This is a genomic window from Gemmatimonadaceae bacterium, from assembly GCA_035533015.1.
GTDB lineage: Bacteria > Gemmatimonadota > Gemmatimonadetes > Gemmatimonadales > Gemmatimonadaceae > JAGWRI01.
Genome location: DATLUQ010000028.1, coordinates 12,881 through 39,799 on the forward strand (window position 1 = coordinate 12,881; position 26,919 = coordinate 39,799).

Annotated in this window: 33 protein-coding genes; 31 read left to right on the forward strand and 2 right to left on the reverse strand. The window is 68.1% G+C overall.

The annotated features are described in order from the left end of the window. The first annotated feature begins 101 nt into the window (after positions 1-101). The 20 genes from rplV to VNF92_05475 all read left to right on the forward strand — a co-directional run bounded on the left by rplV (position 102) and on the right by VNF92_05475 (position 12,456). Entirely contained in the window at positions 102-464 is a 363-nt protein-coding gene (rplV, locus tag VNF92_05380) for a 50S ribosomal protein L22 (GenBank protein ID HVA57299.1), read from the forward strand. Then, complete coding sequence (gene rpsC / locus VNF92_05385) at positions 464-1,123, forward strand: 30S ribosomal protein S3 (protein HVA57300.1); 660 nt, start codon at positions 464-466, stop codon at positions 1,121-1,123. The genes rplV and rpsC overlap by 1 nt, the downstream gene beginning before the upstream one ends. 15 nt (positions 1,124-1,138) lie before the next feature. Beyond that, positions 1,139-1,567 carry a 50S ribosomal protein L16 gene (gene rplP / locus VNF92_05390; GenBank protein HVA57301.1) on the forward strand — a complete coding sequence of 143 codons (429 nt, stop codon included), beginning with the start codon at positions 1,139-1,141 and terminating at the stop codon, positions 1,565-1,567. Further along, the gene (gene rpmC / locus VNF92_05395; GenBank protein HVA57302.1) at positions 1,557-1,760 is read left to right on the forward strand and encodes a 50S ribosomal protein L29; all 204 of its coding nucleotides are present in this window, start codon (positions 1,557-1,559) and stop codon (positions 1,758-1,760) included. The genes rplP and rpmC overlap by 11 nt, the downstream gene beginning before the upstream one ends. A 27-nt stretch (positions 1,761-1,787) precedes the next feature. Continuing rightward, the gene (rpsQ, locus tag VNF92_05400; GenBank protein HVA57303.1) at positions 1,788-2,069 is read left to right on the forward strand and encodes a 30S ribosomal protein S17; all 282 of its coding nucleotides are present in this window, start codon (positions 1,788-1,790) and stop codon (positions 2,067-2,069) included. A gap of 12 nt (positions 2,070-2,081) precedes the next feature. Next, positions 2,082-2,450: a 50S ribosomal protein L14 gene (gene rplN, locus VNF92_05405; GenBank protein ID HVA57304.1), complete on the forward strand. Its 369-nt coding sequence runs from the start codon at positions 2,082-2,084 to the stop codon at positions 2,448-2,450. Between the two features lie 85 nt (positions 2,451-2,535). Then, the gene (rplX, locus tag VNF92_05410; GenBank protein HVA57305.1) at positions 2,536-2,859 is read left to right on the forward strand and encodes a 50S ribosomal protein L24; all 324 of its coding nucleotides are present in this window, start codon (positions 2,536-2,538) and stop codon (positions 2,857-2,859) included. Positions 2,860-2,875: 16 nt separating this feature from the next. After that, positions 2,876-3,535, forward strand: coding sequence for a 50S ribosomal protein L5 (rplE, locus tag VNF92_05415; GenBank protein HVA57306.1), 660 nt, complete (start codon positions 2,876-2,878; stop codon positions 3,533-3,535). 27 nt (positions 3,536-3,562) lie between these two features. Continuing rightward, a complete protein-coding gene (locus VNF92_05420) occupies positions 3,563-3,748 on the forward strand; it encodes a type Z 30S ribosomal protein S14 (GenBank protein ID HVA57307.1) in 186 nt (61 codons plus the stop codon). 164 nt (positions 3,749-3,912) lie between these two features. Next, a complete protein-coding gene (gene rpsH / locus VNF92_05425; protein HVA57308.1) occupies positions 3,913-4,311 on the forward strand; it encodes a 30S ribosomal protein S8 in 399 nt (132 codons plus the stop codon). Positions 4,312-4,320: 9 nt separating this feature from the next. After that, positions 4,321-4,860, forward strand: a complete 540-nt coding sequence (gene rplF, locus VNF92_05430; GenBank protein HVA57309.1) for a 50S ribosomal protein L6 — start codon at positions 4,321-4,323, stop codon at positions 4,858-4,860. Then, on the forward strand, positions 4,860-5,213 hold the full coding sequence (gene rplR / locus VNF92_05435; protein HVA57310.1) for a 50S ribosomal protein L18: 354 nt from the start codon (positions 4,860-4,862) through the stop codon (positions 5,211-5,213). The genes rplF and rplR overlap by 1 nt, the downstream gene beginning before the upstream one ends. 95 nt (positions 5,214-5,308) lie before the next feature. Next, positions 5,309-5,497, forward strand: a complete 189-nt coding sequence (locus tag VNF92_05440) for a hypothetical protein (protein ID HVA57311.1) — start codon at positions 5,309-5,311, stop codon at positions 5,495-5,497. Then, complete coding sequence (rpsE, locus tag VNF92_05445) at positions 5,497-5,994, forward strand: 30S ribosomal protein S5 (protein HVA57312.1); 498 nt, start codon at positions 5,497-5,499, stop codon at positions 5,992-5,994. The genes VNF92_05440 and rpsE overlap by 1 nt, the downstream gene beginning before the upstream one ends. A 74-nt stretch (positions 5,995-6,068) precedes the next feature. Next, positions 6,069-6,245 (forward strand): 50S ribosomal protein L30, encoded by a 177-nt coding sequence (gene rpmD / locus VNF92_05450; protein ID HVA57313.1) that lies wholly within the window; start codon positions 6,069-6,071, stop codon positions 6,243-6,245. A 22-nt stretch (positions 6,246-6,267) separates the two neighbouring features. After that, positions 6,268-6,717, forward strand: a complete 450-nt coding sequence (gene rplO / locus VNF92_05455; GenBank protein HVA57314.1) for a 50S ribosomal protein L15 — start codon at positions 6,268-6,270, stop codon at positions 6,715-6,717. A 1-nt stretch (position 6,718) separates the two neighbouring features. Then, positions 6,719-8,053, forward strand: coding sequence for a preprotein translocase subunit SecY (gene secY, locus VNF92_05460; protein HVA57315.1), 1,335 nt, complete (start codon positions 6,719-6,721; stop codon positions 8,051-8,053). A gap of 115 nt (positions 8,054-8,168) precedes the next feature. Beyond that, positions 8,169-8,804, forward strand: a complete 636-nt coding sequence (locus tag VNF92_05465; protein ID HVA57316.1) for an adenylate kinase — start codon at positions 8,169-8,171, stop codon at positions 8,802-8,804. Further along, complete coding sequence (gene map / locus VNF92_05470) at positions 8,801-9,553, forward strand: type I methionyl aminopeptidase (protein HVA57317.1); 753 nt, start codon at positions 8,801-8,803, stop codon at positions 9,551-9,553. The genes VNF92_05465 and map overlap by 4 nt, the downstream gene beginning before the upstream one ends. Before the next feature lie 113 nt (positions 9,554-9,666). Then, positions 9,667-12,456: a M14 metallopeptidase family protein gene (locus VNF92_05475; protein ID HVA57318.1), complete on the forward strand. Its 2,790-nt coding sequence runs from the start codon at positions 9,667-9,669 to the stop codon at positions 12,454-12,456. Positions 12,457-12,502: 46 nt separating this feature from the next. On the opposite strand, the gene ftcD is transcribed toward VNF92_05475, so the two are convergent. Together ftcD and VNF92_05485 are read right to left on the reverse strand one after the other, a co-directional pair. Beyond that, entirely contained in the window at positions 12,503-14,026 is a 1,524-nt protein-coding gene (ftcD, locus tag VNF92_05480) for a glutamate formimidoyltransferase (protein ID HVA57319.1), read from the reverse strand. Positions 14,027-14,212: 186 nt separating this feature from the next. Then, the gene (locus tag VNF92_05485) at positions 14,213-15,058 is read right to left on the reverse strand and encodes an inositol monophosphatase family protein (protein HVA57320.1); all 846 of its coding nucleotides are present in this window, start codon (positions 15,056-15,058) and stop codon (positions 14,213-14,215) included. Between the two features lie 11 nt (positions 15,059-15,069). Between VNF92_05485 and trpS the strand changes: the two genes are divergently transcribed. The 11 genes from trpS to VNF92_05540 all read left to right on the forward strand — a co-directional run bounded on the left by trpS (position 15,070) and on the right by VNF92_05540 (position 26,916). After that, positions 15,070-16,053 carry a tryptophan--tRNA ligase gene (gene trpS / locus VNF92_05490; GenBank protein HVA57321.1) on the forward strand — a complete coding sequence of 328 codons (984 nt, stop codon included), beginning with the start codon at positions 15,070-15,072 and terminating at the stop codon, positions 16,051-16,053. Further along, positions 16,053-16,730: an MgtC/SapB family protein gene (locus tag VNF92_05495; protein ID HVA57322.1), complete on the forward strand. Its 678-nt coding sequence runs from the start codon at positions 16,053-16,055 to the stop codon at positions 16,728-16,730. Before trpS ends, VNF92_05495 begins: the two co-directional genes overlap by 1 nt. Continuing rightward, positions 16,702-17,766 carry a D-2-hydroxyacid dehydrogenase gene (locus tag VNF92_05500; protein HVA57323.1) on the forward strand — a complete coding sequence of 355 codons (1,065 nt, stop codon included), beginning with the start codon at positions 16,702-16,704 and terminating at the stop codon, positions 17,764-17,766. The genes VNF92_05495 and VNF92_05500 overlap by 29 nt, the downstream gene beginning before the upstream one ends. Next, positions 17,763-18,953: a PilT/PilU family type 4a pilus ATPase gene (locus VNF92_05505; GenBank protein HVA57324.1), complete on the forward strand. Its 1,191-nt coding sequence runs from the start codon at positions 17,763-17,765 to the stop codon at positions 18,951-18,953. The genes VNF92_05500 and VNF92_05505 overlap by 4 nt, the downstream gene beginning before the upstream one ends. Positions 18,954-18,956: 3 nt before the next feature. After that, positions 18,957-19,853, forward strand: a complete 897-nt coding sequence (locus VNF92_05510) for a dihydrodipicolinate synthase family protein (GenBank protein ID HVA57325.1) — start codon at positions 18,957-18,959, stop codon at positions 19,851-19,853. After that, complete coding sequence (locus VNF92_05515; protein ID HVA57326.1) at positions 19,850-20,941, forward strand: M28 family peptidase; 1,092 nt, start codon at positions 19,850-19,852, stop codon at positions 20,939-20,941. The genes VNF92_05510 and VNF92_05515 overlap by 4 nt, the downstream gene beginning before the upstream one ends. Continuing rightward, positions 20,941-21,432: a DUF456 domain-containing protein gene (locus VNF92_05520; protein HVA57327.1), complete on the forward strand. Its 492-nt coding sequence runs from the start codon at positions 20,941-20,943 to the stop codon at positions 21,430-21,432. The genes VNF92_05515 and VNF92_05520 overlap by 1 nt, the downstream gene beginning before the upstream one ends. A 101-nt stretch (positions 21,433-21,533) precedes the next feature. Beyond that, entirely contained in the window at positions 21,534-22,817 is a 1,284-nt protein-coding gene (locus VNF92_05525) for an adenylosuccinate synthase (protein ID HVA57328.1), read from the forward strand. Between the two features lie 18 nt (positions 22,818-22,835). Further along, on the forward strand, positions 22,836-23,864 hold the full coding sequence (locus VNF92_05530; protein HVA57329.1) for a YpdA family putative bacillithiol disulfide reductase: 1,029 nt from the start codon (positions 22,836-22,838) through the stop codon (positions 23,862-23,864). Positions 23,865-24,043: 179 nt separating this feature from the next. Continuing rightward, complete coding sequence (locus tag VNF92_05535; protein ID HVA57330.1) at positions 24,044-25,402, forward strand: glycine--tRNA ligase; 1,359 nt, start codon at positions 24,044-24,046, stop codon at positions 25,400-25,402. Further along, the gene (locus tag VNF92_05540) at positions 25,399-26,916 is read left to right on the forward strand and encodes a hypothetical protein (protein ID HVA57331.1); all 1,518 of its coding nucleotides are present in this window, start codon (positions 25,399-25,401) and stop codon (positions 26,914-26,916) included. Before VNF92_05535 ends, VNF92_05540 begins: the two co-directional genes overlap by 4 nt. Positions 26,917-26,919 lie beyond the last annotated feature (3 nt).

Genomic DNA, 26,919 nt, shown 5'->3' on the forward strand with positions numbered 1-26,919 from the left:
GGCGGACAAGAAGGCGCCGGCCGGCGCGCCCAGTGGCCCCGGCGCCGCTCCGGCGGCGGCCGCCCCGGCGCCGGCACCGGCGGCCAAGGGAGGCAGGTAACATGGCCACCGAGGCGCGGGCGATTCAGCGTACGGCGCGACAGTCGCCCTACAAGATGCGGCTGGTGATCGACCAGGTGCGCGGCAAGAGTGTGAACGAGGCGCTGGCGTTGCTGGCGTTTTCCAAGAAGCACGCGGCGCACCAGATCGAGAAGGTGGTGCGCTCGGCTGTGGCGAACGCGGAGCAGGCGGCGCGCGCGACCGGCGCGTCGTTGGACGTGGACGCGCTGGTGATCACGCACGCCGTGATCAACGAGGGGCCGAAGCTCAAGCGGTTCACGCCGGCGGCGATGGGGCGGGCCACACCAATTCAGAAGCGCACCAGCCACGTGGAAATCGTGGTGGGCGAGAGGAAGGATCGCTAATGGGACAGAAGACACATCCGATCGGCTTCCGCCTCGGCATCTCGAAGCAGTGGCGGTCGCGGTATTACGCGGGCCGGGAGCTGCCGGCGTTGCTGCGCGAGGACGAGTTGCTGCGCAAGTATCTCAAGGCGCGCCTCGGACACGCGGCGATTGCCGACATCGTGATCGAGCGCAAGCCGGGCAAGGTCGTGGTGACGCTGCACACGGGCCGTCCTGGCGTCGTGATCGGCAAGAAGGGCGCGGAGGTCGACAAGTTGCGCGACGAACTGGCGCACCTGACCGGGAAGGAAGTCGGGATCAACGTGGAAGAGATCAAGCGGCCCGAGCTGGAAGCGCAGTTGGTGGCCGACAACATCGCCAGTCAGTTGGCGCAGCGCATCTCGTTCCGGCGCGCGATGAAGCGGGCCGTGCAGAGCGCGATGCGGATGGGCGCGCTCGGGATCAAGATCAAGTGCGGCGGGCGTCTGGGCGGCGCGGAGATCGCGCGCGTCGAGGGCTACCATGAAGGGCGCGTGCCGCTGCACACGCTGCGGGCGGACATCGACTACGCGACGTCGACGGCGAAGACCACCTTCGGGACCATCGGGGTCAAGGTGTGGATCTTCAAGGGCGAGATCGTGGAAGACCGTCGTGGCACCACCTACTCCTCCGGCATGTAAGGGAGGCGACGATCAATGCTGAGTCCGAAGCGCGTCAAATTTCGCAAGATGTTCAAGGGCCGCACCAAGGGGCTGGCCCAACGGGGCAGCACGGTGGCGTTCGGGACCTACGGGCTCCAGGCGCTCGAGCCGGGCTGGATCACCAACCGGCAGATCGAGGCCGCGCGCGTGGCGCTGACGCGTCACATCAAGCGCGGGGGCAAGGTCTGGATCCGGATCTTCCCGGACAAGCCGATCACGAAGAAGCCCGCCGAGACCCGTATGGGCAAGGGCAAGGGATCACCGGAGTCGTGGGTGGCGGTGGTGAAGCCCGGCCGGGTGATGTTCGAGTTGGAGGGCATTTCGCGGGAGATCGCGCTGAAGGCGATGGCGCTGGCCGCGGCGAAGATGCCGATCAAGACGAAGTTCGTGGCCCGCGAGGAGGCGCACACCGATGCTAGCTAACGAAATTCGCGAGCTGACGTCGGAGGACATCTCGGCGCAGATCGTGGCTCTGGAAGAGGAGCGTTTCCGTCTCAAGTTCCGGAGCGCGTCCGAATCGCTGGAGGAGCCCCTCCGGCTGCGCGTGATCCGGCGCGATCTCGCCCGGCTCAAGACCATTCTGCGCGAACGGCGGCAGCCGCACGCGGCCCGCTAGTGGGGAGCGATCAACGAAATGGCTGACATGACGAATCCCAATACCGCTTCCGCGCCGGCGCGCACGTCTCGCAAGACGCGCGTGGGCCTCGTGGTGAGCGACAAGATGCAGAAGACGGTCGTGGTCGCGCTCGAACGCCGCGTGGCACATCCGATGTACGGCAAGATGATGACGCGCACCCGGAACGTGAAGGCGCACGACGAGGAGAACTCGGCGAAGACCGGCGATACGGTGCGCATCATCGAGACCCGCCCGCTGTCCAAAGACAAGCGGTGGCGTGTGGTCGAGATTCTCGAACGCGCACGCTGAGAGGAACGGCCGATGATTCAACAGGAATCCATAGTCCGGGTGGCGGATAATTCGGGGGCCAAGAAGGCGCTCGTGATCCGCGTCCTGGGCGGCACGCGCCGGCGGTACGCCGGCCTGGGCGACGTCGTGATCGTCGCCGTCAAGGATGCGTTGCCGAACGGTACGGTGAAGAAGGCGGAGGTGGCGCGGGCCGTCGTGGTGCGCACGGTCAAGGAGACGCGGCGCAAGGACGGCAGCTACATCCGCTTCGACGAAAACGCGGTCGTGATCATCAACGACCAGGGCGAACCGCGGGCCACGCGCATCTTCGGTCCCGTGGCGCGCGAGCTGCGCGAGAAGCGGTACATGAAGATCGTCTCGCTCGCGCCGGAGGTCTTGTAACATGCGCCACAACGAATATCGGAAGACGGATCGCCCGCGGGCCCAGAACCGGCGCCGCCACGCGATCAACGCGGCGCGGATGCCCATCCACGTGGTCAAGGGCGACACGGTGCGGGTGGTGCGGGGCGACGACAAGGGCAAGGAGGGGAAGATCCTCCGCGTCTATCCCAAGACCGGGCGGGTGATGGTCGAGGGCGTGAACATCGTGAAGCGGCATCGGAGGGCACGCAACGCCGACGAGCAGAGCGGGATCGTGGAATTCCCGGCCCCGGTGCACTCGTCGAACGTGATGCTCATCGATCCAAAGACCGGCGCGGCGACGCGCACGCGCGTCCGCCTGGACGACGACGGCACCAAGGAGCGCATCGGCGTGAAGAGCGGGGATGCCATTCCGCATCCCAAGCGCTGAGCGAGGACGATAGACCATGGCAACCAAGGAAAAGAAGGCGAAGAGCGGCAAGGGCAAAGGTGAGGTGAAGGCGCGCGGGGCCCATGCGGGCGCCGGGCTGCCGGTGCCTCCGCCGCGGCTCCGCATCCAGTACCACGACGAGGTGCGGCCGAAGCTGATGGCGCAGTTCGGCTTCACGAATCCGCACCAGGTTCCGACGCTCACCAAGATCGTGCTCAACGTGGGGCTGGGTGAGGCGATCAAACAGCCCAAGGCGTTGGACGTGGTGGTCGAGGAGCTGGCGACCATCACCGGCCAGCAGCCGGTGCGCAAGCGGGCCAAGAAGTCGATCGCGAATTTCGGGCTCCGCGAGGGGCAGGAGATCGGGGCGGCGGTGACCCTGCGCGGGGCGCGGATGTGGGAGTTCCTGGATCGGTTCATCTCGGTGACGATCCCGCGCGTGCGCGATTTCCGCGGGCTGCCGACGCGGTCGTTCGACGGGCGCGGGAACTACTCGCTCGGCATCAAGGAGCAGATGATCTTCCCGGAGATCAACTACGACGCGGTGGAGCAGATCCACGGCATGGACATCACGTTCGTCACGACGGCCAAGCGCGATGACCAGGCGCTGGCGTTGCTCAAGGAACTGGGCATGCCCTTCAAGGGCGAAGACAAGAAGGGCGGGCGCCTCCTGTAGGCGCGGTCCAAACCTGGAGAGAATGCTATGGCTCGAAAGGCCATGATCGAGAAGAGCCACCGGAAGCCGAAGTTCGCCGTGCGGCAGCACAACCGCTGTGGGCGCTGCGGACGGTCGCGTGCCTACCTCCGGCGGTTCGGCCTGTGCCGGATTTGCTTCCGGGAACTCGCCCTGAACGGGATGATCCCGGGCGTGCGTAAGGCGAGCTGGTAGGACTACAGGACGGTAGGACCGTAGGACAGCAGGACGGATGACTGCGGAACGCCGCGTGGCGTCCAACCGTCGAACAGTCCTACAGTTGGTTGGAGTAGCAGCGTTCACATTTCATTTCCGCACGTCCGCGCGAGTGGATACGACGGAACGACAGGACGAACACCATGAGCATGACCGACCCGATTGCCGACATGTTGACGCGGATCCGCAATGCCTGCGGATCGAAGCATCGCCGCGTGGACATGCCGGTGAGCAAGATCAAGACCGAGATCGCACGGATCCTGAAGGAGGAGAATTTCATTCAGGATTTCCAGACGATCGAGACCGAGGATGGCCGGAAAGTGTTGCGTGTGCGGCTCAAGTACGCGGGCGGCACGCCCGTGATCCGCGACCTGCAACGCGTGTCGACGCCGGGACTTCGCCGCTACGTGGGCGTGGGGGAGATCCCGCGCGTGCGCAACGGACTGGGCGTCGCCATCCTCTCCACTTCGCAGGGGCTGATGTCCGACCGTCAGGCGCGCGCCAAGCGCACCGGCGGCGAGCTTCTGGCCTTCGTCTGGTAAGGGGGCCCCATGTCGCGTATCGGAAAACTGCCGATCAAAGTGCCCAAGGGCGTCACGGTGACCGTGGACGGCCATGCGGTGCAGGTGAAGGGCCCGAAGGGCGAACTCGCGCGCACGCTGCACCGCGACGTCGGCGTCGTCGTGGACGGTGACGTGGTGACCGTCACGCGCCCGTCGGACGAGGACCGCCACAAGGCGCTCCACGGTCTGTCGCGCACGTTGGTGTTCAACATGGTCGAGGGTGTGACCAAGGGATATCAGAAGCAGCTGGAAATCACGGGCGTGGGCTACAAGGCCGAGGTGCGGCCGTACGGGCTGCAGTTAGCGCTGGGCTTCTCGCATACGATCGAGTACAAGGCGCCCAAGGGCATCAAGCTCACCGCGCCCCAGCCCACGCAGATCGTGATCGAAGGAGCGGACAAGGAGATGGTGGGCCAGGTGGCGGCCGAGTTGCGCAACCTGCGCCCCCCCGAGCCATACAAGGGCAAGGGCATCAAGTACGCCGGCGAACAGATCCGGCGGAAGGCCGGCAAGGCGGGAGGCAAGTAATGGCGATCATTCCCAAGACCCGCGAGGAGAAGCGCGTTCGGCGGCATCTGCGCGTGCGGAAGGCGCTCGCCGGCACGCCCGAGCGGCCCCGTCTCGTGGTGTTCCGTTCGCTCAAGCACATCTACGCCCAGCTCGTGGACGACACGTCGGGGCGCACGCTGCTCGCGGTGTCGAGCCACGGGATCACCGAGGGCAAGAAGGCCGAGCGTTCGGTGCAGGTGGGCAAGGCGATCGCCGAAAAGGCGAAGGCCGCCGGAATCAGCCGCGTGGTGTTCGACCGTGCGGGATACAAGTACCACGGCCGCGTGAAGGCGGTGGCCGAAGGCGCCCGCGAGGGCGGTCTGGAGTTCTAACATGGAACAGAATGAGAATCCGCAGTCCGAAGTGAGCACGACGTCGGTACCGGCGTCGGCGCCAGCGCCCGCGCCGCGCCGCGGCGGCGGCGGCGGTGGCGGCCGTGGTCGCGGTGGTGGTGGTGGTGGTGGCGGCGGCCGTGGTCGTGGCGGTCCCGGCGGCGGGGGTGGCCGTGGGCCTGGGCGTGGTGGGCCCGGCGGCGGCCGCGAGGGAGGCGGTCGCGACGGGCGGTCGCCGCGCAGCGGCGACTCCCGCGGCGAGCGTGGAGATGGCAGTGATCTGATCGAGAACGTGATCGCGATCAACCGCGTGGCCAAGGTCGTCAAGGGCGGCCGCCGGTTCTCGTTCAACGCCCTCGTGGCGGTGGGCGACGGCCAGGGCAAGGTTGGCTTCGCATCGGGCAAGGCCAACGAAGTGTCGGAAGCCGTTCGCAAGGCGGTCGACGCGGCGCGGCGGCGGATGGTGCAGGTGCCTCTCACCGGGGCGACAATCCCGCACTCCATCACGGGCCACTTCGGCGCCGGCAAGGTGTTGATGAAGCCCGCGGCACCCGGCGCCGGCGTGATCGCCGGCGGGGCTGTGCGGGCGCTCCTCGAGTGCGCCGGCATCTCCGACATTCTCACCAAGAGCCTCGGCTCGACCAATCCGCACAACATGGTGCGCGCGGCGATGCAAGGGTTGCAGGCGCTGACGACCGTGGAGCAGATCGCGCGGGAGCGCGGCGTCGAGCCGGACAGCCTCGGCTACCGCTCGCGGGCCAAGGTGAAGGAGGCGGTCTGATGGCACGGACGTTCGTGTGGCACCCCGGCAAGGGGCCGAAGCAGACCGCGAAGAACGAACTGACGGGGGGGAAGGTGCGCGTCCGCCAGGTGCGGAGCGGAATCGGCCACTCCTGGCGCATGCGCCTGACGCTCGAGGCACTCGGGCTCAAGCACCACCAGGATTCGGTTGTCCACCAGGATTCTCCGTCGCTCCGCGGCCAACTCAAGAAGGTGCGTCATCTCGTCGAAGTGACGCCGGTAAAGGAGTGACCAGGTGACCAATTCTGGAAAGATCGGCCTGCACAATCTGTCTGGCGCGCCCGCCTCTCACCGAGACCGCAAGCGGCTGGGGCGCGGTCCGGGGTCTGGCAAGGGCAAGACGTCGGGCAAGGGCCACAAGGGCATCAAGGCGCGCGCTGGCCATCACGGTCCGGGGGGCGGCAAGCCGCAGTTCGAGGGCGGCCAGATGCCGCTCACGCGCCGGCTGCCGAAGCGCGGATTCACCAATCCGTTCCGCGTCGAATCGCAGGTCGTGCGCCTCGCCGACCTGGCGACGCTTCCCGGGGGCATCGAGATCACCACCGAGACGCTGGTCGCGGCCGGGCTGATCCGGGCCAACAGGGGACCGGGCAAGGTGTTGGCCAACGGCGAGGTCACGCAAGCGATCACGTTGCGCGGTGTGAAGGTGAGCGCCGGCGCACGCGAGAAGATTGTCGCGGCCGGAGGCCGCGTCGAGGAGTAACATGGCGCAAACCAATCCGGTCGAGGCCATCCAGGGGCTGTTCAAGACGCCCGAGCTGAAGGAGAAGATCCTCTTCACGCTGCTGTGTCTGCTGATCTACCGAATCGGCGCGCACGTCACGGTGCCTGGGGTGGATCCGGTGGGGCTGGTGAACTTCTTCAACCAGCAGTCGGGTGGGTTGCTCGGCCTGTACGACCTGTTCACCGGCGGCGGGTTGTCCAAGGCCACGGTGTTCGCGCTCGGCATCATGCCGTACATCTCGTCGAGCATCTTCTTCCAGATCGCCGCGGCCGTGGTGCCGCAGGTCGAGAAGATGCAGAAGGACGAGGAAGGCCGGAAAAAGGTGGAACAGTGGACCCGATATGGGACGGTGGCGCTGGCTGCGGTGCAGGGCTGGGGCTTCGCGTTGTTCGCGGAGGGCCTGACCGGCGTGGTGGCGGCGCCGGGCATGGCGTTCCGGCTGGAGTTCACGTTCTTCCTCACAGCGGGCGCGATCTTCGTGATGTGGCTCGGCGAGCAGATCACCGAGAACGGCATCGGCAACGGCGCCAGCCTGATGATCTTCTTCTCGATCGCCCAGCGCATCTGGCCGAGCATCGCGCAGGCGTACACCTACATCACGACCGGCGCGCTGGGCGCATTCTCGCTGCTCGTGGTGATCGTGCTCCTCGTGGTCGTGGTCGCGGCCACGGTTTACATCACGGTCGGAGCGCGCAAGGTGCTCATCCAGATCCCGCAGCGTACGATGGCGCGAGGCCGAATGCGCGAAGCGTCGCGCAGCTACATCCCGTTGCGCATCAACGCGGCCGGTGTGATGCCGATCGTGTTCGCGCAATCGGTGATCGTGGTGCCGGCGGCCATCGCCCAGTTCATGGGCAACCAACGGCTCAAGGACATGGCCGACATGTTCAATCCCGGAACGGGGTGGTACTACATCGCGTTCGCCGTGCTGAACATCTTCTTCACCTACTTCTACACGTCCATCATCTTCAACCCGGTGGACCTGGCGGAGAACCTGAAGAAGCAGGGCGGGTTCATTCCCGGCGTGAAGCCGGGGTCGAAGACCGCCGAGTACATCGACTCCGTGGTCTCACGCATCACGCTGCCGGGCGCCATCTTCCTCACGGCGATCGCGCTGTTCCCGATCTGGCTCACGCAACTGGTGAACGTGCCGTTCGTATTCGGTGGGACGTCGCTGTTGATCGTGGTCGGCGTGGCGCTCGACACGCTGCAACAGATGCAGCAGCATCTCCTGCTGCGGAAGTACGATGGCTTCATGAAGAAGGGGCGGGTCAAGTTCCGAGGTGGCGCGTCGAACCTGGGTGGCGGGTTCTAACGCCCGCCCGGACGCTCACGCCAATGTGGTGGACCGGAACCTCGGTGCGAGCGACCTCGCGCCGAGGTTTCTCGTTCCATTCCCAAGGCGGGCATTCCGTGGCATTCTTCCTATCATGATCATCGTCCTGTTTGGCAAACCCGGCGCCGGCAAGGGCACGCAGGCCCCACGGCTGGCGGAATTGCTCGGCATCTCCACGCTGGCCACGGGGGATGTTCTGCGCGCGGCGAGCCAAGCGGGTACGGCGCTCGGCCGGGAGGCCAAAGGCTACATGGACAAGGGCGCGCTCGTGCCCGACGCGGTCATCCTGGGCATCGTGCGCGAGGCCCTGGCCTCACCGGCGTACGCCAACGGTGTGATCCTCGACGGCGTGGTGCGCACGGTGCCGCAGGCCGAGGGGCTGCGCGACGCGCTGGCCACCCTCGGGCGCACGGTGGACGCGGTGCTCAACTTCGACGTGTCCAACGACGAGATCGTGCGGCGATTGAGCGCCCGCCTGGTGTGCAGCGCGTGCCAGACGCCGTACATGTCCGGTTCGGTGGGTGACGCGTGCGCCAAGTGTGGGGGCAAGCTCGTGCGCCGTAAGGACGACGAGCCGGCGGCCATCCGGCACCGCCTCGAGGTGTTCGAAGCCCAGACGGCGCCGGTGTTCGAGTGGTACCGCGCGGCGGGGACCCGGGTGGCCACCGTGGACGCCACCGGCCCGGTAGCCGATGTGACGGTGCGGGCGCTGAAAGCCCTCGGTCGATGATCAAGCTCAAGTCGGCGCGCGAACTCGACGTCATGGCGGCGGGCGGTAAGATCCTCGCTGGCACGTTGGATCTGCTGCGCAAGGCGGTGGAGCCGGGCATCACGACGCAGGATCTGGATCGGATCGCGGAGACGTTCATCCGCGACCACGAGGGCGCGACGCCGGCATTCAAGGGGCTGTACGGTTTTCCCGGCAGCATCTGCTCGTCGATCAACGAGGAGATCGTGCACGGCATTCCGTCCAAGAAACGTGTGTTGCACGAGGGCGACCTCGTGTCACTCGACGTCGGGGTGGGTTACAAGGGTTTGTTCACCGACGCGGCGATCACGGTGCCGGTGGGCGACATCGATGCCGAGTCGAAGCGACTGCTCGAGGTGACCAAGAAGTCGCTCGACGCGGGGATCGCGGCGGCCAAGGTGGGCAACCAGGTGGGTGACATCGGGGCTGCCGTGCAGGCGGTGGTCGAGGCGGCCGGGTTCTCGGTCGTGCGCGAGTTAGTGGGGCACGGTGTGGGGGTGGCCATGCACGAGGAGCCGCAGGTGCCCAATTACGGCAAGCCCCACCGGGGAACCAAGCTCAACGCGGGGCTCACGATCGCCATCGAGCCGATGGTCAACGTTGGCGGGCACGCGGTGAAGACGCTCCCCGACCGGTGGACGATCGTGACCGCCGACGCTTCGCGGTCGGCGCATTTCGAGCACACCGTGGCGATCACGGAGAACGGCCCCTGGGTGCTGACGCGGCGGTAGCACGGGGGCCAGCGGTTCCGCCTCACGCCCCGTAGCTTCTGAGGAGTTCCCTTCCCGGGTCCGGCGGCGCGTACGCGGCGTGCCGGGCCACCGATTTCCACCGGAGATTCGCCATGCGGTCGAACCACTTCCGCACTTCTCTGGTCCTCGTGTTGCCCCTGGTGTTGGTGGCCGGCGCGGCACGGGCCCAGCGTCACGTCACGTCGCCCAAGGAGCAGTTCGGCCACAATATCGGCGACGACTACTGGCTTCCCAACTACGATCAGTACGAAGCGTACGTCCAGACGCTGGCCAGAGAGTCCGACCGCGCCAAGCTCGTGGACATCGGCAAATCGGCGGAGGGGCGTACGCAGTACACGCTCATCGTGTCGGCGCCCGAGAACATGAAGAACCTCGAGCACTACCGGCAGATCGAGGAACGACTGGCGCGCGCCCAGAACCTCACGGACGAGGAGGCCCACCAGTTGGCCAACGAAGGGAAGGCCGTGGTGTGGATTGACGGCGGGCTGCACGCCACCGAGGTCCTCGGCCCGTCGCAACTGATCCAGACCGCATACGACCTCCTCTCGCGCAACGATCCGGAGACGATGCGCCTCCTGCGCGATGACATCGTGCTGCTCACGCTGGTGAATCCCGACGGCATGCAACTCGTCGCCAACTGGTACATGCAGGAGCCCGACACGCTCAAGCGGAGCGAGAACATCCCGCGGCTCTACGAGAAGTACGCCGGGCACGACGACAACCGCGACTTCTACATGGCCAACCTGCCGGAAACGCAGAACGACGAGAAGGTGATGTTCTGGGAGTGGTACCCGATCATCGTCTACAACCACCATCAGACGGGACCGGCGGGCACGGTGATGTTCTCGCCCCCGTTCCGCGATCCGTTCAACTACAACTTCGATCCGCTGATCGTGACCGATCTGGACATGGTGGGTGCTGCGATCCATACGCGCCTGACCGTGGAGCACAAGCCGGGATTCACCATGCGGTCGGGTTCGAGCTATTCCACCTGGTGGAACGGCGGGCTCCGCACCGAAGTGTACTTCCACAACATGATCGGGCTGCTCACCGAGACGATCGGCAACCCGACGCCGGAGCGGATCCCCTTCGTGCCGGCCATGCAGCTTCCGCGAGGCGACCTCCCGTATCCGGTGGATCCGCAGGCGTGGCATTTCCGTCAGTCGGTGGACTATTCAGTGAGCGCGAACTATGCCGTGCTGGACATCGCATCGCGGCGGCGCGACGAGTTCCTGTACGGGCTCTACGAGATGGGTCGGAACTCCATTGAACGCGGAAGCCGGGACAGCTGGACGGTGACGCCGCCCATGATCGCGGCCGTGGACTCGGCGCTGGCCCGCGACCGTGCCGGCCGCGGTGGAGCTGGCGTGGCCGGTGGGGGTCGCGGCGGGCGCGGCGGCACCGCGGCCCCGGACGCGATGTTCCAGGAGTACCTGCGGAACCCGGCCGAACGGGACCCGCGCGGCTACATCATGACGGCCGGGCAGCCGGATTTCCCGACGGTCACCAAATTCATCAACACGCTGCGCTACAACGGCGTGGACGTGCTGCGTGCCACGGCAGCCTTCACCGTGAACGGCAAGTCGTACCCCGAGGGCTCATACGTTATCAAGACGGCACAGGCGTTCCGCCCGCAGATCCTCGACATGTTCGAACCGCAGCACTACCCCAACGATTTTGCGTACCCGGGTGGGCCTCCGGTCCCGCCGTATGACAATGCCGGGTGGACACTGGCCTATCAGATGGGGGTGCACTTCGACCGCATCCTCGAGGCATTCGACGGTCCATTCGAGAAGATCGGGGGGCTGGCCAGGCCACTGGCGGGCACGGTGGCCAACGCCGCCGGTGCGGCGGGCTTCGTATTCAGCCACGCCGAGAACGACGCGTTCACCGTGATCAATCGGCTGCTCAGGGCGCACGCCGACGTGTACTGGCTGCGGCAACCGCTGGCGGCGAACGGCACGACGTATCCGATCGGGACGTTCTACGTGACGTCGTCGAGTACGGCGGCTCCCATCGTGCGGACGGCGGCCGCGACCCTCGGCGTGAGCTTCACCGGCGTATCCGCCGCCCCCACCGCGGGCGCCATCAAGCTGCACCCGCAGCGCATCGCGTTGCTGGACCAGTACGGTGGATCGATGCCGTCCGGATGGACACGGTTCGAGCTGGAGCAATTTGAGTTCCCATATACCGTGGTCTATCCGCAGGACCTGGACGCGGGCAACCTCAACGCCAGGTACGACGTCATCATCCTCGTGGATACCCGAATCCAGGGGTCGGTAGGGAGTGGCGGGGGACGGGGGTTCGGAGGCGGCCGTGGCACGGCCGAGGTGCCGGCCGCGTACCAGCACATGCTGGGCAACGTGACGGCCGCCCAGACCGTCCCGCAGCTAAAGACGTTCATGGACCACGGCGGCACGGTGCTGACCGTCGGGGCCGCGACGTCCATGGCGTACGACCTGGACCTGCCCCTCGAGGACCAGTTGACGGAGCGCACGCCCGCCGGCCAGGTGCGGCCGCTCACCGGTCAGCAGTTCTACATCCCGGGGTCGATACTCGAGACGGCCGTGGACACGACGAACATGCTGGCGGCGGGCATGCCGGCGCAGCTCGACGTGTTCTTCGACCACTCGCCGGTGTTCCGGCTCGAGCCAGACGCCGCAATGCGCGGTGTGACGCCGGTAGCATGGTTCGACTCCGCGACGCCGCTGCGTAGCGGGTGGGCGTGGGGGCAGGGCTATCTGGAGGGCGGCGTTGCCGTGGCGGCTGCCAGGATCGGCCAGGGGCATCTGTTCCTGTTCGCTCCGGAAATCCTGTTCCGCGGGCAGCCGCATTCGAATTTCAAGTTTCTGTTCAACGGCATTTACGGCGGAGAGCGGTAGGCCGGGACGGGGACTCACGAATGATCCCAGACCCGGCCGGTGTGCTTCAGCCGCCGATCGCTCGTTCCACCATGCCTGTTGCCTGAGCGGCGAAGGCAGCCGCCTGGTGGGCGAGCGCGGCGGCATCGGCCGCCCGAGCCGCGCCGAGCGCCGGATCGTCGAGCGCGGCGACGTTGACACGGACGTTGTAGCCCGCGCCACGGCACGCCGCTTCGGCGAGCAGCGCCGCGACGGCGGCGTCGGATACCGCGTTCGTGTTCCCCTTCGCGGCCACGGTGACCGCGAGTTCGCACACCCGGACGCAGGCGCGGGCCGTCTCCAGCGGTACGTCCGCCGCGCCGAGGAGCGCCGCGGTTATCGCTTCGCTTCGGCGCAGAGCCTGTGGCGCGGTTTCGCGCGGCAGTTTGTAAGCGGCGCTGACGGCGGCGTACGACTGGGCGTCGCGGTCGACGAGGGCCGACAGGTCGCTGACCAGTGCGGCGGCTTCAAGCGCTACGGCCCGCATCTCGGCATCGACGGCCGCGTACTTCTTGCGCCCCGCGGTGAGCCCGGCCACCATCTGGGCAAGCGCCGCGCCGAGGGCGCCGGCATGCGCCGCCACGCTTCCACCTCCGGGCACTGGCGCCGACGAGGCCACGGCAGCCACGAAACCACCGAGCGACACGCCGCCCTCCACGGCGTCGCGCACCCGGCGTTCGAGCACCACGTCGGGAGAGAAGTCCCGCAGTTGGAGATGCCGCGCCGCCGCGTCGAACAGGGCTCGCTCGGGCACCAGCCCTACAATTTCGCTCCACGTGGGCGATACGCCCCGCGCTTCGGCCTCCATCTTCACCATGTCGAACGCCTGGTGCAGCGGTGTCTTCTCGGTATCAACGAGGTTCATCGACACTTGTGCTTGGCCATCCACTGCCAGGCCGAGGCCCTTCACGAAGCGGAGCCCACCCGAGGAGCCACGCACCGCCCTGGCCACGGCTTTGGCCACGCCGAGGTTGGATTCCGGTCCCAGATACACGTTGTAGGCCACGAGGAAGGGGCGGGCTCCCACCGCAGTGGCGCCGGCGGTGGGATGCACGCGAGCCGGTCCGAAGTCTGGCGTGCGCGCGGGCGTCGTGCCGATCTCGTCGCGCAGCGCCTCGAACTCGCCGCGCCGGATGTCGGCCAGGTTCTCGTGGTCCGGACGCGTGGCGGCCCGCTCGTAGAGGAAGATGGGGATCTCCAACTCGCGGCCAGCGCGCTCGCCGAGGCGGCGGGCAAGGGCGACGCAGTCTTCCATGGTGGTGCCTTCGAGCGGAATGAACGGCACCACGTCGGTCGCGCCCATGCGTGGGTGCTCACCGGTGTGCGTGGTGAGATCGATTCGGTCGCGGGCTGCGCGCATTCCGGCCAGCGCGGCGTCCACTGCCTGCTGGACCGGCGCGACGAAGGTGATCACACTGCGATTGTGGGATTCGTCCGACGATACATCGAGAATCGAGACGCCGTCGACGCCGGCGATCGCATCGCGGATCGCGGCGATGACCTCGGGGCGGCGGCCATCGGAGAAATTGGGAACACATTCGACAAGACGCATGGCGGAGTAGGGGAGAGAGCAGGTTTTGCTGCACCAGGACGCTGACGACAGAACACGCTGAAACCGCGACTGCAATAACAACTGCAATTACGGCAACCACCACCGGTCTTGGCAACGGCGGCCGGATGTCCGTTGGCGTTCGGGTCCGTCCTTTCCGCCCTGCGGCGAAGATCCGTCGAAGCCGCGTCAGGCGCGGCGGAGTTGTCCGAGGAGCCAGGCGTGCATCGCCGGATTGCCGGCCACGAGGGGGCCGTGGGCCACGGCTGCCGGACGCCCGTCCAGATCGGTGGCCACTCCCCCAGCTTCGCGGATGATCAGGAGGCCGGCGGCCACGTCCCAGGGAGCGAGGCTCAGCTCCCAGAAACCATCGAATCGCCCGCAGGCGACGTCGGTCAGGTCGAGGGCGGCGGCGCCGGCACGGCGCACGCCGGCCGTGGTGCGCATGATCTCGGGAAACGACGCCATATACGGTTCGATCAGGTGCCTGTGCTTGAACGGGAAGCCCGTGCCGATGAGGCTGCGCAGGGGGTCGGTCTGCGTGGACACCGCGATGGGCTCGCCGGCCCGGCGGGCTCCGCCCCCCGCTGTGGCGGTGAACAGTTCGCCGGTGGCGGCGTTGAGCACCGCGCCGGCCAGGATCTCCCCATCGCGCAGGGCGGCGATGGACACCGCGTACCACGGGTAGCCGTGCAGGAAGTTGGTGGTGCCGTCGAGCGGGTCGGCCACGAACACGAGCCCCGACAGGTCGCCGGCCTCGTCGGGTGACAGTTCCTCACCTACCATGCGGGCGTCGGGGTGGCGCTCACGGACCATGGCGGCGATGGCGTGTTCCGACGCGCGATCGACGTCACTCACGAAGTCGGCCGGCGATTTCACGTCCCAGGTGAGCTGGCCCAGATTGGCGGCACCGGCGCGCAGTACCTCACCGCCACGAACCGCGGCGGCCACGCAGGTCGTGAGTAGCGCGCGGTGATCCGCGCGCGGCGTGGATGCACCGGCTGATTTTGCTTGCGACGGGTCTGGTGCGCTCATAGCTTCACGCAATGTCACGAATTTTCAGTGGAATACAGCCCTCCGGCGAGCTGCATCTCGGCAACTATCTGGGGGCGGTGAAGAACTGGGTCCAACTCCAGGGCGAGCATCCCACGATCATCTGCATCGTGGACTACCACGCCATCATCACGGTGCCGTACGACCCCGACGTGCTGCGCGCGCGCCGTCGCGAGATGGCCGTCTCGCTGCTCGCCGCGGGAATCGATCCCGAGGTGGCCACGCTGTTCGTGCAGTCGGCCGTGCGGGAGCATACGGAGTTGCAGTGGATCTTCAACACCGTCACGCCGCTGGGCGAGCTGGAGCGTCAGACCCAGTTCAAAGATAAGGCCAGCCGTCAGGAAAGCGTGAATGCGGGGCTGCTCATGTATCCCGTGCTGCAGGCGGCCGACATCCTGCTCTACCGCGCCGACCTCGTGCCGGTGGGGGAGGACCAGCTCCAGCACCTGGAGCTGTCGCGCGTGATCGCGCGGCGCTGGAACGCCGCGTTCGGCCGCGGCGAGGACTACTTTCCCGAGCCGCAGCCCCTGCTCGCGCCCACGCGTCGCATCATGGGGCTGGACGGGCAGGCGAAGATGTCCAAGTCCATGGGCAACACCATCGGGCTTCTCGAAAGCCGCGACGAGATCTGGGCCAAGCTCCGTCCGGCGGTCACCGATCCGGCGCGCGTGCGCCGCACCGACCCGGGCCACCCAGAAGTCTGCAACATCTACGTGCTGCACAAGGCGTTCAGCTCCCCCGACACGGTGGCCCACGTGTACGAACAGTGCACGACGGCCGGGTGGGGGTGCATCGATTGCAAGAAAGTGCTGCTCGAGTCGATGGACCGGGAGTTGGTGCCCATTCGACGCCGGGCCGAGGAACTGCGGCAGCATCCGGAGCGGTTGGACGAGGTGCTGGCGGCTGGGGCGAGCACGTGCCGCGCCATCGCCCAGCAAACGATGGCCGAGGTGCGGGACCGTATGGGACTTGACTAGTGGCTGAGTTCCTCGCGGTCTTCCACGTTCAGTTGCTGGCCAAACTGGTCGTCGCCGTTCTTCTCGGTGGGGCGATCGGACTGGAACGTGAGGTCGCCGGCAAGCCGGCTGGATTACGCACGAACATCTTGATCTGCGTGGGCGCAGCGTTGTTCATGCACCTGTCCATCGTCGTGGGCGACATCGGGTTCTCGCCCGACGGCCATCCGTACGGCGACGTGACGCGCATCGCGGCGCAGATCGTGACCGGCGTCGGGTTCCTGGGCGCGGGGACGATCATGCAGGCGCGGGGAACGATCGTCGGGCTGACCTCGGCGGCGACGATCTGGGTGGTGGCGGCCATCGGGGCGACCGTGGGGGCTGGATTCCTGGTGGAAGCGTTGGGCGCCGGGGCGCTGGTGATGTTGGTGCTCAGCGGCCTGGGGTCGCTGGAGCACCGGTTGCGGCGGGCACGGCGCACGGTGAGCGCGACGATCCGCGCGCACCCTGGTACGTCGTTCGAAGAGATGTCCGAGGCCCTGTACCGGACCGGGATCAAGGTCGTCGAGCATTCGATCTTCGATCATGCGGGCGACCGGACGTTCGAGGTGCGGCTCGCCGGGCCGGCGCGCCAGTACACCGAGGCGCACGAGACCTTGATGAAACGGGATGACGTCTACGATTTCCACGTCGGATAGCGCCGGCCGGCTCGTCGTCATCGACCTCACGTCGACGTCGCGGAACTGGGCGCTCAGGGAAGGTGGCGAGGCGCACCTTCGTGCCGCGGCTCCGCCGGGGTGGCGGACGTATTTCGTGAGCGCGGCGACGATATCTGACGGCGATGGGTCGCCCACGCCCAGCGCCGAGGCACTGGCCGCGATCACCGAGGCGGAGGTGTACTTCGGGTTCGGCATCTCGCGCCCGCTGTTCGCGGCGGGCCGCCGGCTGCGCTGGGTGCACTCGGCCACGGCCGGCATGGGGAGCCTGCTCTTTCCCGAAATGGTGGCGAGCGACGTGTTGCTCACCAATTCGGCGGGCGTGCACGGCCCGCCGATCGCCGAATCGGTATTGGCCGGTGTGCTCCACTTCCTGAGGGGACTGGACGTGGCGGTGGACCAGCAGCGAGCCGGGACGTGGCGCAAGGCGTTCTTCGTGTCGGGCGAATCCCCGCTGCGCGAGGTGGCGGACTGTCGCGTGCTGGTGATCGGCGCTGGCGGCATCGGGTCGGAAGTCGCGACGCGGTTCAACGCACTGGGGGCGACGTGCGTCGGCGTGCGGAGGCGGCCAGCGCGGGGCGTGCCGCCGGGTTTTTCGCGCGTAGCGGGGCCCGATGCGATCGACGCCGAACTGCCGCAGGCGGACGTGGTCGTGGTGGCGGCGCCGTTCACGGGGGAGACGAGTGGACTACTCGATGCGCGGCGGCTGGACCTGTTGCCCGCGAACGCGATCGTGGTGAACGTGGCGCGTGGGGCGCTGGTGGATGAGGCTGCGTTGGCCACGCGGCTGGCCGAGGGACGACTGCGGGGCGCGGTGCTGGACGTGTTCGGCGAGGAGCCCCTGGCGCCGTCGAGCCCGCTGTGGCAGCTTCGATCGGCGCTGCTCACCCCCCACGTTTCGGCCGTGTCCCCGCTGCGCTTCTGGCCTCGGCAACTGGCGCTGTTCGTGGACAACTGGAACCGCTATGTGCGGGGAGAGCCGTTGCGTAACCTCGTGGACAAACACGCCGGGTATTGAGCTTGGAAAAAATCATCAAGGCGGCCGTGGACCGTGGGGCGTCGGACCTCCACATCAAGGCGGGCGACGTGTTCCGCGCCCGCATCCACGGCAGACTCGTCGCGCTCACCAAGCAGGCCCTGACGGCGGATCAGACGCGGGCCATCGCGCTGCACTTGATCGGGAACGAGGAGGACAAGGCGCGTATCGACCAGCTCACCGACTACGATTGCTCGTGGGAGGTGCCGGAGATGGGGCGCTTTCGCGTGAACATCATGAAGCAGCGGGGCACGTTCATGATCGTCATGCGGGCCATCCCATTCGAGGTGCCGACGTTCGACACGCTCAGGCTGCCGCCCGTGCTGGCCAGGGTGGCGCAGGCCGAGCGCGGCATGGTGCTGGTGACGGGGGTGACGGGCTCGGGCAAGTCGAGCACGATGGCGGCGCTGATCAACTACGTCAATCGGCACGAGAACCGCCACATCCTGACGCTCGAGAATCCGATCGAATTCCTGCACAAGGACATCAACTCGTCGGTCACGCAGCGGGAGATCGGTGCGGACACGACGGACTTCAAGATGGGTCTGCGGGCCGCGCTGCGTCAGGATCCCGACGTGATCATGATCGGCGAGCTGCGCGACGCGGAGACGATCGACACGGCGATGAAAGCCGCCGAGACGGGGCACCTGCTCATCTCCACGCTGCACACGCCCGACGCGCAGAGCACGATCCTGCGCATCATGGCGATGTTCCCGCCCGAGGAGCAGGAGACGGTGCGCCTCCGTCTGGCCGAGTCGCTGTACGCGGTGGTGTCGCAGCGGCTGCTCAAGCGCCGCGACGGCAATGGCCGCGTGGTGGCCGCCGAGGTGTTGATCGTCACACCGGCCGTGCGCGACATGATCGCCGACGGCAAGCGGATCAACGAGATCCGCGACTATATCGAAGCGGGGCACGAGCAGTACGGCATGCAAACCTTCGATCAGCACCTGGCCGACCTGGTGCGGGCACAGGACGTGACGTTCGAGACGGCGATGGCAGCATCTACAAACCCGTCGGACTTCGAACTCAAGTTGCGGATGTTCGGACGGCTGTCCCCGTCGGCGCAGACGGGGCCAGGAGAAGAGCCTCGCAGGAAAGGCGAACATCCGACGGAGGGCCCGACGCTCGAAGGCATCCGGCCGGGCGGGCTCGACTTCATGGGGGCCTAGGCGATGCATCTGTCGGGAATCCTCGGTCCCGTCGTGACCACGTTCGACGCGGCGACCGGCGAGTTGGATCGGGTGGCCTTCGCGGCCAATATCCGGGCGCACCTCGCGGCGGGGCTCCAGGGGGTCGTCGTCGCGGGGTCCACCGGCGAAGCGGTGCTACTCGACGAAGCCGAGCGCCGCCAGTTGATCGAGACGGCGCGGGAAGCGACGCCAAGGGACCGGCTGCTGGTGGCCGGCGCGGGGGCCGAGTCGACGCGCACCACGGTGCGCCGCTGCCGGGACGCCGCTGCGGCCGGTGCCGACGCGGTGCTCGTCGTGTCGCCGCACTACTACACGGCGGCGATGACCGCCGACGCCCTGCTCGGGCACTTCCGGCGCGTGGCCGACGAGAGTCCCGTTCCCGTCGTACTATATAATATTCCTAAATATGTGGGCTTCACCATCGCGCCGTCGATCGTCAGCGCGCTGGCCATGCACCGGAACATCGTGGGCATCAAGGACAGTTCGGGCGACCGCGATCTGATCAGCCTGTACGTGAACGCGCAGGGGCGGGATTTCTCAGTGCTCACGGGCAACGGATCGGCGTTCCAGGCGTCGCTCGCGGCCGGGGCGCGCGGGGCGATCCTGGCCGTCGCCCTGTTCGCCCCCGAGCTGTCGCGCCTGGTGTACCATGCCGCGCTGGCGCACGACGATGCCGCGGCGACCGACGCGCAGGCGCGATTGGCGCCGCTGGCGGGCACGATCGTCGGCACGTACGGCGTGGCCGGAGTGAAAGCGGCGCTCGACGGGGTGGGACTCCGGGGCGGTCCGGTGCGGCCGCCGCTCCAGCCGCTCGGGAAGGCCGAACTCGCCCGCGTACGCACGCTGCTCACCCACGGGGCGCTGGCCGCCAGCGCGTGAGCGCCTCCGCGGACGCCGACCTGGCGTTCCTGCGCGCGCTGGCGGCGCGCCCGCGGTTCACGGGCACCCAACCGCTCGCCCGCGCCCGCGAGGTCTGTGCGGTGCGGCTTCGGGGAATGGGGTTCTCGGTCGTGGAGCGCCCGTTTCGCTATTCGACCCTGCCGGCCCGGTTCGGGATGCCGTTGGTGGGACTGATGTCGATCGTGCTGGTGGCCGGCGTCGAGCTGGCCGCCGACCGGCTCGACGCGCGGGCCGCGGCCGGGCTGGCGCTCCTGGGGCTCGGCGTGCTGTTGGCGTTGGTCCGGTGGTTGACCGGTGGTGGGGCCCTGTCACTCGACGCGGCCCGTGCCCATGGCGCCAATCTCGAAGGGACGCGGGGCGGCGAGCCCCGCGTGTGGCTCGTGGCGCATCTCGACTCGAAGTCGCAGCGCTATCCGTTGGCCGTGCGCGCCGTCGGCGCATCACTCACCATGCTCGCCTGGGGCGCGCTGCTCATCGCGTGCGCGGCGGGCGCGGGCGGCGCTTCGTCGCCGTACCGGTGGTGGATCTGGGCGGCGAGCGCGGTCGGCGGCGGGCTGCTCGCGCTGGCCTCGGCGGGCAACGAGTCGCCGGGCGCGGTGGACAACGCTTCGGGTGTCGCGGCGATGCTCGCGGCCGCGGGGCGGTTGGGGCCGGCGGTGCCGGTGGGCGTGCTCATCACGGACGCCGAGGAAGTGGGGCTCGCCGGCGCGCACGCGTGGGCGCACGGGCGCGTGCCGGGCATCGCGGTCAACTGCGACACGATCGACGACCGCGGTGAGTTCGTGCTGCTCATCTCGGGCAGGCGCCCCGGCGCCGTGTGCGATGCGGCGGGCCGCGCGGCGCGCGGCACGGGCGTGCCGATTCGCGTGCGGCGGCTGCCGCGGGGCGTGCTCACGGACGGGGTGGCGCTCGCCCGCGCCGGTTGGGCGTGTGCCACGCTGAGCCGGGCCACCGTGGGGACGCTGCTGCGAATCCACACGCCGCAGGATTCCGTAGAGATGCTGGCGGGGACCGGCATCGGGCCGGCGGCCGCGCTGCTCGACGCCATGGTGCGGGAGTTGCTCTGATGTCGCTGGTCGTTCTGATCGTCGTGCTTGCCGGGTCGCTCGTGTTGGTTCCGCTGGGGTTGCCCGGCACGTGGCTCATGGTCGGGGCGGCGCTGGTGTACCACGTGGCCGTCCGCGGCGGTGGGATCGGTGTGTCCACCATCGTGGTGGTGGGCGTGTTGGCACTCGTGGGCGAACTGGTCGAGTTCTCGCTCGCGGCGCGCTTCACGCGAAAGTATGGCGGCTCACGACGAGCCGCCTGGAGCGCCATCCTGGGCGGCCTCGTGGGCGCGTTGGTGGGGGTGCCGGTGCCGGTGGTCGGCCCCGTGATCGGGGCGTTCCTCGGTGCCTTCCTCGGCGCGCTGGCGGCCGAGATGACGGTGCACGGCGACCATCGGGCGGCGACGCGCGTGGCCACGGGCGCACTGCTGGGGCGCGTGGCCGCATCGGCGATCAAGGTGGCGCTGGGCGCGGTGATGGCGGTATGGATCGTGATCGCCGCGCTCACGTGACCGACGCGTTGACACCACCCTGCGGCACGGTAGATTGACTCAACGCCCTGGGCAACCCGGGGCGTTTTTTCTTGCGGATAGGTTCTACCTCCAGGAGCCGCATGTTCGCTGACGACCGGCGCACCATCGTCGTGGTGGGCGCGCAGTGGGGAGACGAGGGGAAGGGGAAGCTCGTGGACGTGCTCGCCGAGCGTGCGCAGTGGGTGGTGCGGTATCAGGGCGGCGCCAATGCCGGCCACACCGTGGACCTGGGCGACTCGCACTTCGTGCTTCACCAGATCCCGAGCGGCATCCTGCATCCCGGGGTTCGCTGCGCCATCGGCAACGGCGTGGTGCTCGATCCCGATACGCTATTCACCGAGATCGACGGTCTCGTGCGCGATGGCGTGGACGTGGAGGGCCGGCTGTACGTGAGCGACCGTGCGCATCTGGTGCTGCCCTACCACAAGCTGGTGGACTCCGAGAGCCATGCGAGCCAGGCGATCGGCACCACCGGTCGCGGGATCGGGCCCGCCTACGAGGACAAGATCGCGCGGCGGGGCGTGCGCGTGGTGGATCTACGGCACCGCGACCGGCTCCAAGGACTGGTGGAGCAGGCGGTGGGCCACGCCAATGCGCAGCTGCAGCGGTTCGGCAGCAGCCAGCGCGTAACGTGCGACGACACGATGGTCCTGCTCGACCGCCTGGCCGAACGGCTGCTGCCGCTGGCCGAGGACGTGGGGTTGATGATCCACCGCGCGGGCAAGACCGGGGCTGCGGTGCTGCTCGAGGGCGCGCAGGGCTCGCTGCTCGATGTGGATCACGGCACGTACCCGTTCGTGACGTCGAGCAATACCACGGCGGGCGCCGCCGCGGTGGGTGCCGGCATCGCGCCGATGATGATCGACGCCGTGCTCGGCGTGGTGAAGGCGTACACGACGCGGGTGGGAAACGGGCCGCTCCCGACGGAGTTGGACGCCGCGCAGAGCGACCGCATGCGGCAACTCGGGAACGAATTCGGCGCTACCACCGGCCGGCCGCGCCGCTGCGGGTGGTTCGACGCCCTGGTGGTGAAGTACGCGTCCCGCATCAATGGGCTCACCGACCTCGCGGTCACCAAGCTCGACGTGCTCGACACGTTCGACAAGCTCGCCATCTGCACGGGGTACGAGTTCGAGGGCGAGATGCACACGGAGTTTCCATCGGATCTTGCCGAGCTGGCGGGGGTGACGCCGCGCTACGAGTGGCTGGACGGCTGGCAGTCGGCCACGTCCGCGGCCCGCCGACTCGAAGACCTGCCCGCGGCGGCGCGCGGTTATCTCGACCGGCTGGAGGAGACGGTGGGCACGCCGGTGACGTTCGTGAGCGTCGGCACGCGGCGCGATCAAATCATCGGGCTGCAATGACGGCCCGGCGGAGCGCCCGTGGCCGCTGACCGCGTGGACTGCGATCTGCTGATCGTGGGCGCGGGCCCGTGCGGGCTTGCCGCCGCGATTTCCGCGCAGCGCGCGGGGCTGCGCGCGCTCGTGGTGGACGCGCACGTCGTGGCGAGCACGATCACGCAGTATCCCACATACGTGCGGTTCTTTTCCACGGCCGAGAAGCTCGCCCTGGGCGGACTTCCTTTCGTGGTCGCGGCCGAGAAGCCGGGGCGGCGCGACGCGCTGGCCTACTACCGCGCCGTGGTTCAACACTTCGGGCTCGCCGTACGGCAATACGAGCGGGTGCAAGCGATCGAGGGACAGGTCGGGGCCTTCGAGGTACGCACGCGCACGCGCGCCGGTGAAGATCGCGTGATCCGCGCCGGAGCGGTGGTGGTGGCCACCGGCTATTTCGGTTCGCCGAACAAGCTGGGAGTATCGGGCGAGGATCTGCCGCACGTGGTGCACGTCTACCGAGAAGGGCACGAGGCGTTCCAGCAGGACGCGGTCGTGGTGGGCGGCGGCAACTCGGCCGCCGAAGCGGCGCTCGATCTGTGGCGCTCGGGGGCGCGGGTCACGCTCGTCCACTTCGGTCCCACGTTCGACAAGCGCATCAAGCCGTGGGTGCGCCCCGATTTCGAGAATCGGGTCAAAGAGGGAAGCATGGCGGCGCGATGGAATGCCCGGGTGGGCGCCATCGAGCCCGCGGCGGTCCGCATCACGACGCCGGAGGGCGAGGATCGGATCCCCGCGTCGTTGGTGTACGTGATGACGGGATTCGCACCCAATCTGACGCTGCTGCGCGACGCCGGCGTGCCGATCGACGCGGCCACCGGCATTCCGGCCCACGATCCCGCGACCCTCGAGACCACCGTGCCGGGGTTGTTCATTGCCGGGGTGGTTGTGGCGGGGTTCGACGCCAACAAGGTGTTCATCGAGAACGGCCGCTACCATGGGGATCGGATCGTGGCCCGGTTGACCGGGCGTCCGGCGCCCGAGAGCCCGCGGCTGAGCGCGGAACTGGACAGCTGACCTCCAGCCGAGCGCGCGGGGAAGTTTCGGTATAACTTTATGCGCTTCTCCGGTCGCGGTTCGCCGCCGACCCCGAGCGTCCCGGTGCGTCCCCTGTGCAGGTTGTTGCCGAGAGCTCACGTCCGTGAGCCGCCAGTTCGCGGCTTGCTGTTGTCGTCATCGCCCTTTCCCCCGCTTTTATGTCGCCCAGTCCGAATCCCGACGTGATGGAGAAACTGGTCTCGCTGTGCAAGCGGCGCGGCTTCGTCTTCCAGTCTTCCGAGATCTACGGTGGCACCGGCTCGGTGTGGGACTACGGTCCACTGGGCGTGGAGCTCAAGCGGAACATCAAGGACCGCTGGTGGAACGCGATGGTGCGGGCCCGCGATGACATCGAGGGGCTGGACGCGGCGATTCTCATGCATCCGCGGGTATGGGAGGCGAGCGGCCACGTGGCCGGGTTCACGGATCCGCTGATCGACTGCCGCAACTGCAAGCGGCGGTTCCGCGCGGACGACCCGAAGATCAAGGGCACGCCTGGCACGCCCGACGCACAGTGCCCGGCGTGCGGCATGAAGGGCACGCTCTCGGAGCCGCGCATGTTCAACCTCATGTTCAAGACGTTCATGGGGCCGGTGGAGGACAGTGCGGCCGTGGTGTATCTGCGTCCGGAGACGGCGCAGGGCATTTACGTGAACTTCCTGAACGTGCAGCAGTCCACGCGGCAGAAGGTGCCCTTCGGCATCGCGCAGATCGGCAAGGCGTTCCGCAACGAGATCACGCCGGGGAACTTCATCTTCCGTACGCGCGAGTTCGAGCAGATGGAGATGCAGTTCTTTGTGGATCCCGAAGGCGATCACATGCAGTGGTTCGAGTACTGGAAGGGCCAGCGCATGGCCTGGCACCGCGCGCTGGGGCTCGAGGAGGGGCGACTGCTGTTTCATCAGCACACGCCAGAGGAGCTGGCGCATTACGCGCGCGCCGCGTTCGACATCCAGTTCGACTTCGGCGGCACGCTCGGCTTCCAGGAAATCGAGGGGGTGCACCACCGCGGCGACTTCGATCTGAGCCGGCACCAGGAGTATTCGGGCAAGAAACTCGAGTATTTCGATCAGCCCAGCAACCGGCGGTTCGTGCCGTTCGTGGTGGAGACGTCGGTAGGCGCCGACCGGACGACCCTGGCCGTGCTGGTGAATGCGTATCGCGAGGAGACGGTGGAGGGCGAGGCCGAGGGCCGCACGGTGCTGGGGCTCCATCCATCGCTGGCGCCGATCAAGGCCGGCGTGTTTCCGCTCGTGAAGAAGGACGGGATGCCCGAGTTCGCCGAGAAGCTCGCCCGCGAGTTACGCAAGGCGTTTCCCGTGTTCTATGACGAGTCGGGGGCGATCGGCCGGCGGTACCGCCGCCAGGACGAGGTGGGGACGCCGTTCTGCATCACCGTGGATGGTCAGACGATGGCCGACGGCACCGTCACGCTGCGCGATCGCGACACGCTGGCGCAGGAGCGCGTGGCGGCCGAACGCGTGGGCGCGATGATCGCCGAGCGCGCGAGCGCGTGAGCATCCTGTCGCTCGACCGCCTGCGCCGCGAGGGCCAGACGTTCATGCAGGCGATCTCGCGGGAGATCTACCTGGCGCACTCGGGGCAGAAGGCCACCGCGGAGCTGCAGCCCATCTACGATCGTCACGCCGGAGTGATGGGGGAGGAGTCGCTGGCCCTGGTGCGCGATGCGTTCCAGGCCGCCGATCCGGCGAGCGACGAGTACCGCGGGCTCCGCCAACTGCTCGACTGGCAGGTGGAGTCGCAGGTGTCGCGCGCCTTGGCGGCGCTCGATGAGCGTGAGATCGCGTGGGAGGGGCAGGCGCTCGTCACCCTGCCGGACGGCACCAAGGTGCCCTTCCAGCGGGCGGCGATCGACATCGCCAACAGCACCGACCGCTCGGCGCGGCTGGCGCTCGACGCCGCCCGGGCCGATCTCGTGCGGGCCGAGTTGGCGCCCATGCGGTTGGAGCACTTCCAGAGCGAGCGCGAGATCGTGGAGCGGCTCCAGCTGGCGCCGGGGTACAACGCGACATTCGACCTGCTGGCCGGGTTCCCGTTGCTCGAGCTGCGCGCCGAATGCGAGCGGTTCCTGCGCGACACGCGGGCCATGTGGGACGACGTGCATCCCGAGTTCGTGAAGCGCATACTCGGCATCGCGCCGGCCGACGCGATGCGCGCCGACGCGCTGGCCGTCCTGCGGGCGCGCGAATTCGACGCCGGGTTCCCCTGGGGGCCGATGCAGGAACGCATCCTGGGCCAGGTGCGCGACATGGGGGTCGTGCCCGACGCCGGCGGCCGGATCGTGTTCGACACGGGCGACCGGGAGGGCAAGCGGTCGCGCGCCTTCTGCGCGCCGGTGCGCGTGCCGGAAGAAGTGTACCTCGTGCTGCGCGCGCACGGGGGCCAGAACGACTGGAGCACCTTCCTCCACGAACTCGGGCACGCATTACATTTCGCTTATATGCGACCGGACCTGCCGTTCGAGTACCGGTGGCTGGGCGACAACTCGGTGACCGAAGCGTACGCGATGCTGTTCGACCATCGCATGCAGGACGCCGGGTGGCTGGCCCGCTACGCGCCGCTGTCCAGGGCCGACGTGCCGCGGTTCCTGCGCAGCGCCGGCTTCGAGGAACTGCAGTTCCTGCGGCGCTACTGCGCCAAGCTGATCTACGAGACGCACCTGTACGGCGGCGACGTGTCGTGGGGCGCGCTCCCCGACCTGTACGTGCAACTGCTCACCGACGCCACGTCGTTCCGCTACGATACCTCGGATGCGTTCGTGGACGTGGATCCCCACTATTACTCGGCGCGATACCTGCGGGCCTGGCAGCTCCAGGCGCTGTTGGGGGAGACGCTCACCGAGCGGTTCGACGAAGACTGGTGGCGCAATCCGAAAGCCGGTCCGTGGATGGTGGGTGAGCTGTTCGGACACGGGCAACGGGAGTTGGCGCAGGAGCAGGCGGCGCGCGTATCGGGGAAGTCCCTGGGTTTCGCGCCCCTGGTGCGTGGCGTGGAACGGCTGCTGGGGTGACGC